At 71.7% G+C, this 16,546-nt stretch carries 14 protein-coding genes; 8 read left to right on the forward strand and 6 right to left on the reverse strand.

Annotated features, from left to right (window positions below; genetic code table 11):
• Positions 1-39: 39 nt before the first annotated feature.
• From whiA to uvrC, 4 genes are read right to left on the reverse strand one after another with little or no spacing between them, the layout of a single operon-like run.
• Positions 40-1,029 carry a DNA-binding protein WhiA gene (gene whiA, locus ACYVMZ_RS00265; RefSeq protein WP_461074230.1) on the reverse strand — a complete coding sequence of 330 codons (990 nt, stop codon included), beginning with the start codon at positions 1,027-1,029 and terminating at the stop codon, positions 40-42.
• A complete protein-coding gene (locus tag ACYVMZ_RS00270) occupies positions 1,020-2,099 on the reverse strand; it encodes a gluconeogenesis factor YvcK family protein (RefSeq protein WP_461074231.1) in 1,080 nt (359 codons plus the stop codon). Before ACYVMZ_RS00270 ends, whiA begins: the two co-directional genes overlap by 10 nt.
• Positions 2,096-3,112, reverse strand: coding sequence for an RNase adapter RapZ (gene rapZ / locus ACYVMZ_RS00275; protein ID WP_461074232.1), 1,017 nt, complete (start codon positions 3,110-3,112; stop codon positions 2,096-2,098). Before rapZ ends, ACYVMZ_RS00270 begins: the two co-directional genes overlap by 4 nt.
• Positions 3,109-5,196 carry an excinuclease ABC subunit UvrC gene (gene uvrC / locus ACYVMZ_RS00280; protein ID WP_461074233.1) on the reverse strand — a complete coding sequence of 696 codons (2,088 nt, stop codon included), beginning with the start codon at positions 5,194-5,196 and terminating at the stop codon, positions 3,109-3,111. The genes rapZ and uvrC overlap by 4 nt, the downstream gene beginning before the upstream one ends.
• A gap of 323 nt (positions 5,197-5,519) precedes the next feature.
• Between uvrC and ACYVMZ_RS00285 the strand changes: the two genes are divergently transcribed.
• The 4 genes from ACYVMZ_RS00285 to ACYVMZ_RS00300 all read left to right on the forward strand — a co-directional run bounded on the left by ACYVMZ_RS00285 (position 5,520) and on the right by ACYVMZ_RS00300 (position 9,092).
• A complete protein-coding gene (locus ACYVMZ_RS00285; RefSeq protein ID WP_461074234.1) occupies positions 5,520-5,681 on the forward strand; it encodes a hypothetical protein in 162 nt (53 codons plus the stop codon).
• 227 nt (positions 5,682-5,908) lie between these two features.
• Positions 5,909-6,856, forward strand: a complete 948-nt coding sequence (locus ACYVMZ_RS00290) for a hypothetical protein (RefSeq protein WP_461074235.1) — start codon at positions 5,909-5,911, stop codon at positions 6,854-6,856.
• A 296-nt stretch (positions 6,857-7,152) separates the two neighbouring features.
• A complete protein-coding gene (locus tag ACYVMZ_RS00295) occupies positions 7,153-8,187 on the forward strand; it encodes a LacI family DNA-binding transcriptional regulator (protein ID WP_461074236.1) in 1,035 nt (344 codons plus the stop codon).
• On the forward strand, positions 8,184-9,092 hold the full coding sequence (locus tag ACYVMZ_RS00300) for a carbohydrate kinase family protein (RefSeq protein ID WP_461074237.1): 909 nt from the start codon (positions 8,184-8,186) through the stop codon (positions 9,090-9,092). The genes ACYVMZ_RS00295 and ACYVMZ_RS00300 overlap by 4 nt, the downstream gene beginning before the upstream one ends.
• Before the next feature lie 57 nt (positions 9,093-9,149).
• On the opposite strand, the gene ACYVMZ_RS00305 is transcribed toward ACYVMZ_RS00300, so the two are convergent.
• Positions 9,150-10,013, reverse strand: a complete 864-nt coding sequence (locus ACYVMZ_RS00305; protein WP_461074238.1) for a helix-turn-helix domain-containing protein — start codon at positions 10,011-10,013, stop codon at positions 9,150-9,152.
• Positions 10,014-10,114: 101 nt separating this feature from the next.
• Here ACYVMZ_RS00305 and ACYVMZ_RS00310 point away from each other — a divergent pair, with 101 nt between their 5' ends.
• A complete protein-coding gene (locus ACYVMZ_RS00310) occupies positions 10,115-10,669 on the forward strand; it encodes a YceI family protein (protein WP_461074239.1) in 555 nt (184 codons plus the stop codon).
• Positions 10,670-10,731: 62 nt separating this feature from the next.
• Here the strand turns inward: ACYVMZ_RS00310 and uvrA are convergent, their stop codons facing one another.
• A complete protein-coding gene (uvrA, locus tag ACYVMZ_RS00315; protein ID WP_461074240.1) occupies positions 10,732-13,740 on the reverse strand; it encodes an excinuclease ABC subunit UvrA in 3,009 nt (1,002 codons plus the stop codon).
• A 223-nt stretch (positions 13,741-13,963) separates the two neighbouring features.
• Between uvrA and ACYVMZ_RS00320 the strand changes: the two genes are divergently transcribed.
• From ACYVMZ_RS00320 to ACYVMZ_RS00330, 3 genes are all read left to right on the forward strand, one after another.
• Positions 13,964-14,650 (forward strand): maleylpyruvate isomerase family mycothiol-dependent enzyme, encoded by a 687-nt coding sequence (locus tag ACYVMZ_RS00320; RefSeq protein WP_461074241.1) that lies wholly within the window; start codon positions 13,964-13,966, stop codon positions 14,648-14,650.
• Between the two features lie 46 nt (positions 14,651-14,696).
• Positions 14,697-15,353 (forward strand): MBL fold metallo-hydrolase, encoded by a 657-nt coding sequence (locus tag ACYVMZ_RS00325; RefSeq protein ID WP_461074242.1) that lies wholly within the window; start codon positions 14,697-14,699, stop codon positions 15,351-15,353.
• Positions 15,354-15,656: 303 nt separating this feature from the next.
• Positions 15,657-16,541, forward strand: a complete 885-nt coding sequence (locus ACYVMZ_RS00330; RefSeq protein WP_461074243.1) for an ABC transporter substrate-binding protein — start codon at positions 15,657-15,659, stop codon at positions 16,539-16,541.
• The last annotated feature ends 5 nt before the right edge of the window (positions 16,542-16,546 follow it).

A 16,546-nucleotide genomic window follows, 5' to 3' on the forward strand; every position in this document is an offset into this window, starting at 1 on the left:
AAGCGGGCGTCGGCACCGGCGTATTGATGCTTCGTTATGTCAGCCTGCGAGGTTGTCGGCCAGTTCCTCGCTCAGGTTCGCTTCCGTGCCCGGGATGCCGAGGTCGGCGGCGCGCTTGTCGGCCATGGCCAGCAGGCGGCGGATACGGCCCGCGACGGCGTCCTTGGTCAGGGGCGGGTCGGCGAGCGCGCCCAGCTCCTCCAGGGAGGCCTGCTTGTGCTCCATGCGCAGCCGGCCGGCGGCGGCGAGGTGCTCGGGAACGTCGTCGCCGAGGATCTCCAGGGCGCGCTGGACCCGGGCGCCGGCGGCGACGGCCGCGCGGGCGGAGCGGCGCAGGTTGGCGTCGTCGAAGTTGGCGAGCCGGTTCGCCGTGGCGCGGACCTCGCGGCGCATCCGGCGCTCCTCCCAGGCCAGCACCGACTCGTGGGCGCCGAGCCGGGTGAGCAGGGCGCCGATCGCGTCACCGTCCCGGACGACGACCCGGTCCACGCCGCGCACCTCGCGGGCCTTGGCGGCGATCGACAGGCGGCGGGCCGCGCCGACCAGGGCGAGCGCGGCCTCGGGGCCCGGGCAGGTCACCTCCAGGGAGGAGGAGCGGCCGGGCTCGGTGAGCGAGCCGTGCGCCAGGAAGGCGCCGCGCCAGGCGGCCTCGGCGTCGCAGGTGGCGCCGGAGACCACCTGCGGGGGCAGGCCGCGGATCGGGCGGCCCCGGCCGTCGACCAGGCCGGTCTGGCGGGCCAGCTGGTCACCGCCCGCGACGACCCGTACGACGTAGCGCGAGCCGCGGCGCAGGCCGCCCGGGGCCATCACGATCAGTTCGGAGCTGTGGCCGAAGATCTCCAGGACGTCCCGCTTGAGCCGGCGGGCCGCCATCGCGGTGTCCAGCTCCGCCTCGATCACGATGCGCCCGCTCACCAGGTGGAGGCCGCCGGCGAACCGCAGGATGGCGGAGACCTCCGCCTTTCTGCAGCAGGTCCGGGTGACGGGGAGCCGGGAGATCTCGTCCTTCACCGCTGCCGTCATCGCCATGGGCCGATCCTTCCATGCATCCGAAAAATACGGTCGTACGCGGCGGCCAACAGCTCCGGGTCGTGCCTCGGGGTCCCGTCGGTCCGGGCCACGGGCGCCAGCTCGACCGCGGCGCCGAGCCGCTTGGCGGCCTCGGTGAGCGAATCGCGGTCGGGCACGGCGGCCTCGTCGGCCAGCACCACGTCCAGGGCGAGTTTAGGGGCGTGTCGTCCCAAAACCTCCACATGACGCTGCGGGGAGAAGCCCTCGGTTTCTCCGGGCTGCGGGGCGAGGTTCAGGGACAGTACCCGGCGCGCCTTCGTCTCGGTGAGCGCGTCCAGGAGTTCGGGCACGAGCAGGTGCGGGATGACGGAGGAGAACCAGGAGCCGGGGCCGAGCACCACCCAGTCCGCGTCGAGGACCGCCTCGACCGCCTCGGGCACGGCGGGCGGGTCGTGCGGTACGAGGTGCACGGACTGCACCTCGCCGGGGGTGAGGGCGACGGTCGCCTGGCCGCGGACCGTGTCGATGTCGTCCGGCCTGCTGGGGTCGTGGCCCTTGACCAGGGCCTGGAGCTCCAGGGGGACGGCCGACATGGGCAGGACGCGTCCGTGCGCGCCCAGCAGCCGGCCGACCAGGTCGAGGGCCTGGACGTGGTCGCCGAGTTGCTCCCACAGGGCGACGATCAGCAGGTTGCCGACCGCGTGGCCGTGCATCTCGCCCTTGGACTGGAAGCGGTGCTGGATGACGCGGGCCCAGGTCTGGCCCCAGTCGTCGTCGCCGCACAGCGCGGCCAGCGCCTTGCGCAGGTCGCCGGGCGGCAGCACGCCCAGCTCGTCGCGCAGGCGCCCGCTGGAGCCGCCGTCGTCGGCCACGGTGACGACGGCGGTGAGGTCGCCGGTGATCCGGCGCAGCGCGGCGAGCGAGGCCGACAGGCCCATGCCGCCGCCGAGGGCGACGACCTTGGGCTGGGTGCCCCGGCGGCGCGGTTTACCGCCCCGGGCCTCGGCGAGCCGGCCGCCCCTTCCTCCGGGGTTTCCCTCCTGCACCACCCGGCGCAGCCGGCTCAGCCGCGGAGTACGTCCCGTCATTCGCGTCCCATGTCCCGGTGGACGACCACCGTCTCCACGCCCTCGGCGGCGAGCCGGGCGGCGAGCTTCTCCGACATGGCGACCGAGCGGTGCTTGCCGCCCGTACAGCCGACGGCGATCGTCACATAGCGCTTGCCCTCCCGGCGGTAGCCCGCGGCAACGAGCTGGAGAAGTTCGGTGTACCGGTCCAGGAACTCCTTCGCGCCGGGCTGGTTGAACACGTACCCGGAGACCTCCTCGTTGAGGCCGGTGAACGGGCGCAGCTCCGGGACCCAGTGCGGGTTGGGCAGGAAGCGGCAGTCGACGACGAGGTCGGCGTCGACCGGCAGGCCGTACTTGTAGCCGAAGGACATCACGGTGGCCCGCAGCTCGGGCTCCTCCTCGCCGGCGAACTGGGCGTCCATCTTGGCGCGCAGCTCGTGCACGTTGAGGCTGGAGGTGTCGATCACCAGGTCGGCGTCCCCGCGCAGCTCGCGCAGCAGCTCGCGCTCGGCGGCGATGCCGTCGACGATGCGGCCGTCGCCCTGGAGGGGGTGCGGGCGGCGCACCGACTCGAAGCGGCGCACCAGGGCCTCGTCGGAGGACTCCAGGAAGACGATCCGCCGGGTGACGCCCCGCGTGTCGAGGTCGGCGAGGGACTCGCGGAGGTTGTCGAAGAAGCGGCGGCCGCGGACGTCGACGACGACCGCGATCCGGGCCACGTTGCCCTGGGAGCGCGCGCCGAGCTCCACCATGGTGGGGATCAACGCGGGCGGCAGGTTGTCGACGACGAACCAGCCCAGGTCCTCCAGACACTTGGCGGCCGTGGACCGCCCGGCTCCGGACATGCCGGAGATGATCACCAGCTCGGGGATGGCCGCTTCGGGGACCCCGGCTGTTTCCTTGCCCGTACTCACCTGTGCTCCGTTGTCGTGGCGTGCGTCGCGCTCCGCGCCCTGCTGGGCGGCGTTGTCGCCGGTCGGCACGTGTGCCTGTGCCGGCTGTGCTGTGGGCGGTGTGTCGTGCTCGGTCATGTCTCCTGCCCCCGTCGTTCGTCCGGGGCGCCCGCGGGCACGGGCTCCCCCGGGGTACCCGCCGTCGTCCCGGGTTCCCCGTCTTCCACGTCTTCCATGATCTCTCCGGTCGCCGTGTTCACGGCGGGCGCGGCCGGGGCCGCCTGGGCGAGGGCCGCGGCGATGGTTTCGGCCGTCTTGCGGCCTATGCCCGGCACCTCGCAGATCTGGTCGATGGTCGCGGCTCGCAGCTTCTTCACCGAACCGAAGTGCTTGAGCAGCGCCTGCTTGCGGGTCTCGCCCAGACCGGGGACGTCGTCCAGGGGGCTGGAGCGGAAGCGCTTGGCGCGCTTGGAGCGCTGGTAGGTGATCGCGAAGCGGTGGGCCTCGTCACGGACGCGTTGCAGCAGGTACAGGCCCTCGCTGGTACGGGGCAGGACCACCGGGTCGTCGTCGCCGGGCAGCCAGACCTCCTCCAGGCGCTTGGCCAGGCCGCACACGGCGATGTCGTCGATGCCGAGCTCGTCCAGGGCGCGTTGTGCGGCCGCGACCTGCGGGGCGCCGCCGTCGACGACGACGAGTTGCGGCGGGTAGGCGAACCGCTTGGGGCGGCCGTCGTCCTCGGTGAGGCCGTTTCCTCCGGGGCCGTCCTCGCCGTCGGTCCACTCCCCGGTCTTCTCCTTCTCGGCGAGGTAGCGCCGGAAGCGGCGGGTGATCACCTCGTGCATGGAGCGGACGTCGTCCTGGCCTTCGCCGTGCCAGAGCTGCGTGTCTCCGGCACGACCCTTGATCTGGAATCGGCGGTACTCGCTCTTGCGGGCCAGGCCGTCCTCGAAGACGACCATGGAGGCCACGACGTCCTGCCCCTGCAGGTGCGAGATGTCGTAGCACTCGATCCTCAGCGGGGCGCTGTCCAGGTCGAGGGCCTCGGCGATCTCCTCCAGGGCACGCGAGCGCGTGGTCAGGTCGGAGGCGCGCTTGGTCTTGTGCAGTACGAGCGCCTGCTGGGCGTTGCGCTGCACGGTCTCCATGAGGGCCTTCTTGTCGCCGCGCTGCGGGATGCGCAGCGAGACGCCCGAGCCGCGGCGCTCGGTGAGCCACTCCTGGACCGGCTCCACGGGGTCGGGCAGGGCCGGGACGAGGACCTCCCTGGGGACGGCGTCGCCGGTCTCCTCGCCGTAGAGCTGCTGCAGGGCGTGCTCGACGAGGGCGCCGGTGGTGATCTCCTCGACCTTGTCGGTGACCCAGCCGCGCTGGCCGCGCACGCGTCCGCCGCGCACGTGGAAGATCTGGACGGCCGCCTCCAGCTCGTCCTCGGCGACCGCGATGAGGTCGGCGTCGGTCGCGTCCGCGAGCACGACCGCGTTCTTCTCCATGGCCTTCTTCAGGGCCTCGATGTCGTCACGCAGCCGGGCGGCCCGCTCGTACTCCATCTCCTCGGCCGCCTGAGTCATCTGCTTCTCCAGACGGCGGATGTACGTGCCCGTGCGGCCGGCCATGAAGTCGCAGAACTCCTCGGCGAGTTCGCGGTGCTCCTCGGCGGAGACGCGGTCCACGCAGGGCGCGGAGCACTTGCCGATGTAGCCGAGGAGGCAGGGGCGGCCGGTGCGGGCGGCGTTCTTGAAGACGCCCGCCGAGCAGGTGCGCACGGGGAAGACGCGCAGTAGCAGGTCGACCGTGTCGCGGATGGCCCACGCGTGCGCGTACGGCCCGAAGTACCTGACGCCCTTCTTCTTGTGACCGCGCATCACCTGGACGCGCGGGAACTCCTCGTTCATCGTCACCGCGAGGTACGGGTAGCTCTTGTCGTCGCGGTACTTGACGTTGAACCGGGGGTCGTACTCCTTGATCCAGGAGTACTCCAGCTGGAGCGCCTCGACCTCCGTGGACACCACCGTCCACTCCACGGACGCGGCCGTGGTGACCATCGTGCGGGTGCGCGGATGGAGGCCTGCCAGGTCCTGGAAGTAGTTCGCCAGGCGCTGGCGCAGGCTCTTCGCCTTTCCGACGTAGATCACCCGGCGGTGCTCGTCACGGAACCGGTAGACCCCCGGCGAGTCGGGGATCTCTCCCGGCTTGGGGCGGTAGCTGGAGGGGTCGGCCATGTCTCACACCCTACTGGCGAGGACCGACACTCCGGCGGGCCTGTGGACAACGCCCGGGAGCTGGATACCGCCGGGTCCGGTGAGGGCCGCGCAGGGCCGTGTCGCGCTCCCGGTGCGCCGGTTCGGCGGCATCCCCCGTCCAGCTCACCTCAATCGTCTGCGCCTCCCCAGGGGTTACGCCCGCCCCGGAGCGGGAACGGGGCTACCCACGGCGTCACGACGGGACCTCCGGGTGCTGCGGGTGTCGAGGTGGACACGGAGTGTCAGTGCGACCGGTCGCTTCCGACGAGAAGCGAGCGGTCACAGAGCGAAGGGCGGCTCGGATGCGGCAGATGCGGATCGAGAAACGACGGCGGCCGGCCCATGCCCGCAGGTACGCGGAGGAGCCGTTCGCCCTGCGCGAGGCGCTCGACCCGCGCGACCCCGACATAGTGCGCGCCAAGCGCCTGCGCCGCGCCGCAGACGGCGACACCGGCCGCTCCTAGGAGCCGCTCCGACCTGCTCCTGCCGCCGGGACGACGGCAGGAGCAGGTCGCTGTTGGGTATCAAGTGTTGTCGGGGCTTGGTCAACACGCTTCAATGCGGAGGGACTCGGGGCCCTGAACGACGGCGTACGCATGTGAAGGCTTCGTCGCGCCCGCGGGGACGACTCCGGGCGACCTGTGGGAACGGTCTGACCAGCCGTTGCCGACCTTCACAGAAAGGCCTCTGCATGCCGCACGCTACACAGCACGCGGACGTCGCCACCGCGGAACTGGACTCGGCCCTGCGCGCAGGCCCCTTCCACGCCGCGCTGCGGGCCGCGATCGCCGCCCGCGGACTGCCCTTGCAGCGGGTGCAGCACCATCTCGCGCGATACGGCGTGAAGGTCGGCGTCACCAGCCTGAGTTACTGGCAGCAGGGCGCCCGGCGCCCCCAGCGGCCGGAGTCGCTGCGGGCCGTACGGGCCCTGGAGGAGATCCTGCAGCTGCCGGAGGAGTCGCTGATCCGGCTGCTCACCGAGGCCGACGAGCGCTCGGCCGACCAGCGGCCCGCGGGCCGGTCCTACCGCTCCCTCGTCGAGGCGTCGGGCGTCCTGCAGCGGCTGCTGACCGAGCTGGACTGCCCGCCGGACGGGGGACTGCACTCCCTCGGCCACCACGAGCGGGTCACCATAGGGGCGCGCCGCGAGCTGGCGGAGCGCGAGTCGCACCACATCGTGCGCGCCCACCGGGACGGCGTCGACCGCTTCGTGGCCGTCCACCACGGCGACCCGGGGGCCGTGCCGCAGCGCATGAGGGTGCACGCCCTGGAGAACTGCCGTACCGGGCGCGTGCGTTGGCACCACGACACCGGGGTGCTCGCGGCCGAGCTGCTCTTCGACACCCGGCTGCGGGCCGGTGACACGTTCCTCTTCCGGTACGGCGTCGAGGACGGCACCGCCGGCGTGTCACGCGAGTACCTGCGCGGGTTCGGCTCCCCGGGCGGCCAGTACGCGCTCCAGGTCCGCTTCGACACCGCGGTCCTTCCGGTGCGCTGTCACCGGTTCACCCAGCATTCGGCGGCGGCACCGCGCAGCGGGCGCCAGGAACTGGCGCTGAGCGGGCGGCACCGCTCGGTGCACCTCGTCGAACCGCGGGCGCGCTCGGGCTTCGTGGGGATCGGGTGGGACTGGGAGTGACCTGACCCGGGGGGATGAGGGGCGGCGGGCCGAGTTCGCTGCCGTGGCAGGGGCGGATTCAGCTTGGTCCCCTCCAGCTTGTTGATGGGCACCGCGCGCGCAGATCGCCCTCGGTACCGAGGTCGACGGGGGCGGAGCGGGTCGGAGCGGTCCGGCGAGTCCGGCCAGTCCGGCCAGTCCGGCCAGTCCGACCAGGGACGTAAACGCTTGCGCAAGCGTTTACGTCCGCCGCCGGATGCGGTACGTTCCCGGCCAGCGCGCGGATTCCCGGTCACAGCGCGGAAAGGAGCACGCCGATGGCGACCATGGCCGACGTCGCACGGAGCGCAGGTGTCTCCGTGGCGACCGTCTCGCACGTGCTGAACGGCACGCGGCCGGTGCTGCCCCACACCCGCCAGGCGGTCCTGGACGCCGTCGAGGAGCTCGGCTACACCCCGAACACCCTCGCCCGTTCCCTGGTGACCTCCCGCACCCGGTCCATCGGGCTCGCCGTGTCGGCGATCAGCAACCCGTACTTCACGGAGATCCTCCAGGGCGTGGAGGCCAGTGCCCTGGAGCACGGCTACAGCCTCCTCATCGCCGACCCGCACGACGATCCGGGGCACGAGCGCAAAGTCGTCCAGCTCCTGCACGAGCGCCGGGTGGACGGCATGGTCGTCGCGCCGTCCGCCGACCCGCGCGAGCTCCTCGCCTACCTGGGGCGTCACCAGGTACCGGCCGTGTTCCTGGACCGGCTGGTCGAGGCGCCGGGCTTCGACCAGGTCGTCACGGAGAACGCCGCGCCGACGGCCGAGTTGGTCACTCACCTGGCCGGGCTCGGCCACCGCCGGATCGCGCTGGTCGCGGGGCGGCCGGGGCTCAGCACCACGCGCGAGCGGATCAGCGGGTACCGCAACGGCCTCGCGGCCGCCGGGCTCCCCTACGACGAACGGCTCCTGGTGCACGGCGACTCCGAGTCGGCGGGCGCCGAGCAGGCCACGGCGGCCCTGCTGTCCCTGGCCGTGCCGGCCACCGCGCTGGTCACCGCCAACAACGCGATGACCATCGGGGCCCTGCGCGCCCTGCGCGCAAGCGGCCGGTCCGTGCCCGAGGACATCGCACTGTGCTGCTTCGACGACTTCGCCTGGGCGGACCTGTTCACGCCCCGGCTCACCGCGATCGCGCAGCCCAGCAGGGACATCGGCGCGAGAGCCGTCCAGGTGCTCCTGGAGCGCCTCGCCGAGCCGGACCGGCCCGCCCGGACCGTGCGGCTGCCCTGCGCCTTCGTCCACCGCACCTCGTGCGGCTGCCCCGAACAGCCGGAGCGAACCCCAGAGAGGAACGTCGCATGATCGTCGTCGCCGGTGAGGCACTGATCGACCTCGTACCGCAGGGCACGGGCGCCCTGGCGGACCTGAAGCCGGCGCTCGGCGGCGGCCCGTACAACACGGCGGTGGCCCTGGGACGCCTCGGCTCCCCCGCCGCCTTCTGCTCACGGGTGTCGTACGACGCCTTCGGCGAGGCGCTTCTCGACCGGCTGCGCGAGACGGGGGTGGAGGTGTCCGCCGTGCAGCGCGGCCCCGAGCCGACCACGCTCGCGGTGGCCTCGGTCGGCGCGGACGGCTCCGCCGCGTACTCCTTCTACGTGGACGGGACGGCGGACCGGCTGTTCACGGCGCCCGCCGCGCTGCCGCCCGGCACCCGCGCGGTCTCCTTCGGCACCTGCTCGCTCGTGCTGGAGCCGGGGGCGAGCGCGTACGAGGAGCTGATGCGTACCGCGTCCGCGCAGGGCGTGTTCACGGCGCTGGACCCGAACATCCGGCCCGGGCTGATCCCGGACCCGGACGCGTACCGGGCCCGGTTCAAGAGCTGGCTGCCGTCGGTGTCGCTGCTGAAGCTGTCCGCGGAGGACGCCCAGTGGCTGGGCGGCACGCCCCAGGAGTGGCTGGCGGCCGGCCCGGCGGCGGTCGTGGTCACGCAGGGCGGCGACGGGCTGACCGCCTTCACGCGTGACGGCAGCGTCTACGCGGTACCGGGCGAGCGCGTCGAGGTGGTGGACACGATCGGCGCGGGCGACACGGTGAACGCGGCGCTGCTGCACGGGCTCGCGGTACGGGACGCGCTCAGCGAGCAGGCGCTGGCCTCACTGGGCGCCGACGGCTGGGCGGGGCTGCTGGGCTTCGCGGCACGCGCGGCGGCGATCACGTGCTCGCGGGCGGGGGCGGAGCCGCCGTACGCGCATGAGCTGGGGAGCTGAGGCCCGGCGGTGGCCCACGGGCTGGACGGCTGACTCGGGCCGGGTCCCGGCAGTGGCTCAGCTCGCCTCCCCCACGGCCCGCAGTGCGCCCGGGCGGCGGCCGTTCAAGCGGTCCAGTGCGGCTGCCGTGGTCTCGTCCGCGGGGAGGTGGACAACCACGCGCTGGCCGTCGTCGGGGAGCGCGAGCGTCTCGTGCAGCAGCCGCAGAGGGCCGGCCTCGGGGTGTTCGATGCGCTGGGAGCCCGTCTGCCGGGGGGCCCTGGCCAGATCGGCGAAGCGGTCGGCGAACTCCGCGCCAGCCGTCACCGTCAGCTCGTCGGCCAGCTCGACGACATAGGGATCCCGGAGCGGAACCTCGTGGCGGAGCTGGGCGACCAGGTCGTCGGCCACGCGGTCCCAGTCGGGGTAGGCACTGCGGGCCCGCTCGTCGGTGAAGAGGTAGCGGAGCAGGTTGGGCCGCTCGGCGTCGAGCAGCCCGAGCGGGCCGGCCAGTCGCTCGTACCCGGCGGTGTGGGCGAGGACGTCGCCGATCCAGTTGAGGACGACGGCAGGCGTGGGCTCCAGGCGGTCCAGTACGGCCTGGACGGTGGGGCGCGCCGTGCGGCTGAGCGGCGGGGCCGCCGCGCAGAGCAGCGGGTCACCGCCGTCGGCCTCCTTGGTCAGGCGGCGCAGCAGCATCCGGTCCCGCAGGGACAGGTTCAGCGCGTCGGCGAGGGCGCCGAGCACCTGGGCGGAGGGGTGGCGGTCGCGGCCCTGTTCCAGCCGGGTGAGGTACTCGACGCTGATGCCGGCCAGCGTGGCCAGTTCGGCGCGGCGCAGACCCGGGGTGCGGCGCCGGGGGCCGGCGGGCAGGCCCACTTCGGCGGGGGTGACGGCTTCGCGCCAGGTGCGCAGGTACGTGCCCAACTCGTTGTCGCTCACCCGCCGAACGTACAACGCGCGCGGCCGCGGAGGGTGGCCCTGCGACTACCAGGCTCCGGCCGGTCTCCCTCACGGTCCGCGGGACCGTCAGGGTGGTGGGCATGACGAATCACACCGCCACCACCACCGTCCTGCCGCTCGCCCCGGGGAACTGGGCCCTGGACCCGCTGCACTCCGCCGTCAACTTCACGATCCGTCACCTGGGCATCGCCAAGGTGCGGGGGCGTTTCGACGCCGTTCAGGCCGAGCTGTACGTCGGGGAGAGCGCCGAGGACGTCCGGGTGTCCGCGACCATCGACCTGGCCTCGATCGACACCGGCAACGCCGACCGGGACGCGCACGTACGCGCGGCCGACCTGCTCGACGTCGAGAAGCGCCCGACGATGACCTACCGCTCGACCCGGGTGTCGGGCGAGGGCGAGGACTGGACCATGGAGGGCGAGCTGACGATCGGCGACGTCACCCGCCCGGTGACGCTCGCGGTCGAGTTCGGCGGGCTGGTCGACGTGCCCATGGACGGCAGCCGGCACGCCGGGTTCGAGGCGACGGGCGAGATCCGGCGCAGCGACTTCGGGCTGGACTTCGGCGCCGGTCTGCTCGGGGACGTGGTGAAGATCCAGCTGGACATGCAGTTCGTGGAGCCGAAGAACGCCTGACGGACGCCGACGCGCCGTGCCCCCGGGGAGTTCCCGTGGGGCACGGCGCGTCGGTGGGGTGTTCAGGCCTTGCGGGCCCGCGTGGTCTTCTTCGCCGGTGCCGCCTTCTTGGTGGCCGTGTTGTCGACCGTCTTGGTGGCGGTCTTCTTGGCCGAGGCGGTCTTGGCCGCGACCGTCTTCCTGGCGGCCGTCCGGCGCGGGGCCGGCACCGAAGCCGCGTCGCTGATCCGGTCCGCGCCGAGGATCTCCCGCAGGAACTTGCCGGTGTGGCTGGCCGGGACGGCGGCGACCTGCTCGGGCGTGCCCTCGGCCACGACCAGACCGCCGCCGGCACCGCCCTCGGGGCCCATGTCGACGATCCAGTCCGCGGTCTTGATCACGTCGAGGTTGTGCTCGATGACGATGACCGTGTTGCCCTTGTCGACCAGCCCGGACAGGACCCTCAGCAGCTTGCTGATGTCCTCGAAGTGCAGACCGGTGGTCGGCTCGTCCAGGACGTAGACCGTGCGGCCGGTGGAGCGCTTCTGCAGCTCGCTGGCGAGCTTCACGCGCTGGGCCTCACCGCCGGACAGCGTCGTCGCGGACTGGCCGAGCCGGACGTAGCCGAGGCCGACGTCGTTGAGCGTCTTGAGGTGGCGGGAGATCGCCGGGACGGCCTCGAAGAAGTGCATCGCCTCTTCGATGGGCATGTTCAGGACCTCGGCGATGGACTTGCCCTTGTAGTGGACCTCCAGGGTCTCCCGGTTGTAGCGGGCGCCGTGGCAGACCTCGCAGGGGACGTACACGTCCGGGAGGAAGTTCATCTCGATCTTGATGGTGCCGTCGCCCGCGCAGTTCTCGCAGCGGCCGCCCTTGACGTTGAAGGAGAAGCGGCCGGGCTGGTAGCCGCGGACCTTCGCCTCGGTGGTCTCGGCGAACAGCTTGCGGATGTGGTCGAAGACGCCGGTGTACGTCGCCGGGTTGGAGCGCGGGGTGCGGCCGATGGGCGACTGGTCGACGTGCACGACCTTGTCGACGAGGTCGTCGCCGTCCACGCGCGTGTGCCGCCCGGGCACGCTGCGGGCGCCGTTCAGCTCGCGGGCCAGGTGCGTGTACAGGATGTCGTTGACCAGCGTCGACTTGCCGGAGCCGGACACGCCCGTGACCGCGGTGAACACGCCCAGCGGGAAGGACACGTCGATGTCCTGCAGGTTGTTCTCGCGGGCGCCGTGCACCGTGAGCTGCCGGGAGGGGTCGATCGGGCGCCGGATGTCGGGCAGCGGGATGGACTTCTTGCCCGCCAGGTACTGGCCGGTCTGCGACTCGGGGTTGTCGAGCAGCTCCTTCAGGGAGCCGCTGTGCACGACCTTGCCGCCGTGTTCGCCGGCGCCGGGGCCGATGTCGACGACCCAGTCGGCGGTCTTGATGGTGTCCTCGTCGTGCTCCACGACGATGAGCGTGTTGCCCATGTCGCGCAGCCGGACCAGGGTCTCGATCAGCCGGTGGTTGTCGCGCTGGTGCAGGCCGATGGACGGCTCGTCGAGGACGTACAGGACGCCGACGAGGCCGGAGCCGATCTGGGTGGCCAGGCGGATGCGCTGGGCCTCGCCGCCGGACAGCGTGCCGGCCGCGCGGTTCAGCGAGAGGTAGTCCAGGCCGACGTCGACCAGGAACCTGAGCCGCTCGTTGACCTCCTTCAGCACCCGCTCGGCGATCTTCTTGTCGCGGGCGGTGAGCTTCAGCTCGCCCAGGAAGTCCGCGCAGTCGCTGATGGACATGGCGGAGACCTCGGCGATCGACTTGCCCATGATCGTGACCGCGAGGACGACGGGCTTGAGGCGCGTGCCCTCACAGGTGGGGCAGGGCACCTCGCGCATGTAGCCCTCGAAGCGCTCACGGCTGGCGTCGGACTCGGCCTCGCTGTGCCGGCGCTTGACGAAGGGGACGGCACCCTCGAAGGCCGTGGTGTACCGCCGCTCGCGGCCGTACCGGTTGCGGTAGCGGACCTCGATCTGGGTCTTGTGGCCGTGGAGCAGGGCCTTCTTGGCACGCTGCGGCAGGCCCGCGAAGGGGATGTCCGTACGGAAGCCAAGGGCGTCCGCGAGGGCGCCGATCAGGCGGCCGAAGTAGTCCTTGGTGTGACCGTGCGACCAGGGGTGGATGGCGCCCTCGTCGAGGGACTTCTCCGGGTCCGGGACGATCAGCTCCGGGTCGACCTCCATGCGCGTGCCGATGCCGGTGCACTCGGGGCAGGCGCCGAAGGGCGAGTTGAAGGAGAAGGAGCGGGGCTCCAGTTCCTCGAAGGACAGGTCGTCGTACGGGCAGTACAGGTGCTCCGAGTACATGCGCTCGCGCTCGGGGTCGTCCTCGGGGAGGTCGACGAAGTCGAGCACGACCATGCCGCCGGACAGGCCGAGGGCGGTCTCCACGGAGTCGGTCAGGCGGCGCTTGGCGGAGTCCTTCACGGTGAGGCGGTCCACGACCACCTCGATGGTGTGCTTCTCCTGCTTCTTCAGGGTGGGCGGGTTGGACAGCTGGATCGTCTCGCCGTCCACGCGCGCGCGGGAGTAGCCCTTGGTCTGGAGGTCGGCGAACAGGTCGACGAACTCGCCCTTGCGCTCGCGCACCAGCGGGGAGAGCACCTGGAAGCGGCTGCCCTCGGGCAGCTCCAGGACCTTGTCGACGATGGCCTGGGGCGACTGGCGGGAGATCGGGCGGCCGCACTCGGGGCAGTGCGGCTTGCCGATGCGCGCGAACAGCAGGCGCAGGTAGTCGTAGACCTCGGTGATCGTGCCGACCGTCGAGCGCGGGTTGCGCGAGGTCGACTTCTGGTCGATCGAGACCGCCGGGGAGAGGCCCTCGATGAAGTCGACGTCCGGCTTGTCCATCTGGCCGAGGAACTGCCGGGCGTACGAGGAGAGCGACTCCACGTACCGCCGCTGCCCCTCGGCGAAGATCGTGTCGAAGGCCAGCGAGGACTTGCCCGACCCCGACAGGCCCGTGAAGACGATGAGCGAGTCGCGCGGGAGGTCGAGCGAGATGTTCTTGAGGTTGTGCTCGCGCGCTCCACGAACGATGAGACGGTCGGCCACGCCGGTCCGCACCTTTCTTGAGAGAAGTGACAGGGGCGGGGCCCCCGTGCTTTCTCAGACTAGGGGGAGCCACTGACAACGCCGGTCGGATTCACGGGTTGCGAACAATCCCCGGACATCCAGCATGCCCGACGCCGCACCCGACCATATAGCACGGGCATTCGATTAGCGGCGGGGCTTCACCACCTTCACCCGAAGGTGTCGCGGAGCTAGGGTCAGCACCATGATTGATCACGCTCATGACCTGGCGTATGTACGTGACGCGACCGAGCGGCTGCTGACCGCAGTCGGCAAACTGGACAACGCGGCTGTGACCCAGCCGTCACGACTTCCCGGCTGGACCCGCGGCCATGTGCTGGCCCACCTGGCCCGCAACGCGGACGCCCTCGTGAACGTGCTCCAGGGGCGGCCCATGTACGTCTCCGGCCAGGCCCGGGACGCCGACATCGAGCGGGACGCCCCCCGCTCCCTCGACGTCCACCTCGCCGACCTGCGCGCGAGCTCGGACCGCTTCCAGGAGGCCGGGGCCGTGCCGGCGGACTGGTCGCGCACGGTGGAGCTGCGCAACGGGGTCACCGACTCGGCGTCCCGGGTACCGTTCCGGCGGTGGGCGGAGGTGGAGCTGCACCACGTGGACCTGGGGATCGGGTACGAGCTGGAGGATCTGCCGGCGGAGTTCACGGAGCGGGAGATCGACTTCCTCACGGAGCGGTTCGGCGGGAGCCCCGACGTGCCGCCCACGCGCCTGACGGACGGCACGCGCGCGTGGCGTACGGGGCGGGAGGCGGACGAGCCTGGGGTGACGGTCACCGGGTCCCGGGCGGACCTGCTCGGCTGGCTCGCCGGACGCCGTGACGGGTCGGCGCTGGCGGTGGACGGCGGCCCGCTTCCGGCGCTCCCTCCGCTGTAGCACGCGGACGGTTCCCGGACCACTCCCCCGCTATAGGCTGGCGACCATGACGTACAGCGGACAGGTGACGGTCGGCGGCCCTGCCGACGTGCACGAACTCAAGGACCTGATGATCACCAAGATCGCGGTCGGTCCGATGAACAACAACGCCTATCTGCTGCGCTGCCGGGCCACGGACGAGCAGCTGCTGATCGACGCCGCCAACGACGCGGAGGCACTGCTGGGCATGATCGGTGACGACGGCATCGCGTCCGTCGTCACCACCCACCGGCACGGCGACCACTGGCAGGCGCTCGCCGAGGTCGTGGCAGCCACCGGCGCCCGCACGTACGCGGGACGGCACGACGCCGAGGGCATCCCCGTACCGACCGACGTCCTGGTCGACGACGGCGACACGATCCGGGTGGGGCGCGTGGAACTCACCGCGCGCCATCTGGTCGGCCACACGCCCGGTTCGATCGTGCTCGTCTACGACGACCCGCACGGGCACCCCCATGTGTTCACGGGGGACTGCCTCTTCCCGGGCGGTGTGGGCAACACCCACAAGGACCCGAAGGCGTTCGCGAGTCTCATCCACGACGTCGAGACGAAGATCTTCGACGTGCTCCCGGACGAGACGTGGGTCTACCCCGGCCACGGCAACGACACCACGCTGGGCGCGGAGCGCCCGCACCTGCCGGAGTGGCACGCACGAGGGTGGTGAACGACGGGGCATGCGCCCCGCGCACGCACCCCGTGTGAATGCAACGCACGCGCCGGCGCCCCACGCGCGCTCCCGGCGCGTGTTGTTGCGCAGTCAACTGGTAGCAGCACCGCACAGGAAGACGACTCCTGGGCGGACGGGCCGCCGGTCTCTCGATCCCCACCCTCGGCCGGCGGCCCCCGGCGGGCGCCCAACGCCCCAGCCAGCAGGGAACGTTCACGAGAATGCAACACACGTTCCCACTATGCGGACAATCGCCGCTGTGACCTCGACAAGGGGTTCGTGGGCTGTCAATCTCCCGCCATGCATCATGCCCCCCGCGCGCTGCGCCGTGCCGTCACCGCCGTCACCGTCGCCCTGCTCACCACCGCCGTCGGATGTGCTCCGCAGCCGGAGGAGAACGCGGCCGGCAAGCCGTCCGGTTCGGCCGGAAACAGCTGCGCCAAGGGCAAGTTGGCCACCAAGACCGCGGGCAAGCTGACGATCGCCACCGACAAGCCCGCCTACGAGCCGTGGTTCAAGGACGACAACCCGGCCAATGGCGAGGGCTTCGAGTCGGCGGTCGCGTACGCCGTCGCCGAGCAGCTCGGCTACGACAAGAGCGCGGTCGTCTGGCAGACCGTCCCCTTCAACAAGGCCTTCGCGCCCGGCGAGAAGACCTTCGACTTCGACATCAATCAGGTCTCCATCAGCGCCGAGCGCGAAAAGGCCGTGGACTTCAGTTCCGGCTACTACGACGTGCGCCAGGCCGTCATCGCGCTGAAGGACTCCAAGGCCGCGAAGGCGAAGAGCATCGCGGACCTGAAGGACGTGAAGCTGGGCGCCCAGGTCGGCACGACCAGCCTGAACTACATCAACGACGTGGTGAAGCCGAAGCGGGCCGCTGCCGTGTACGCCAAGAACGACCAGGCCAAGTCCGCGCTGAAGAACGGCCAGGTCGACGCCATCGTCACCGACCTGCCGACCGCCTTCTACATCACCGCCGCCGAGGTGCCCGACGCGACGATCGTCGGCCAGTTCGAGAACCAGGGCGGTACGCCGGAGCAGTTCGGGCTCGTGCTCGACAAGGGCAGCGCGCTCACCTCCTGCGTCAGCCGGGCCGTGGACGCCCTGCGCGAGGACGGCACGCTCGCGAAGATCGAGCAGCAGTGGCTGTCGGACGCCGTCGACGCACCGGTGCTCAAGTGACGGTC

It is taken from the genome of Streptomyces deserti (assembly GCF_054782695.1).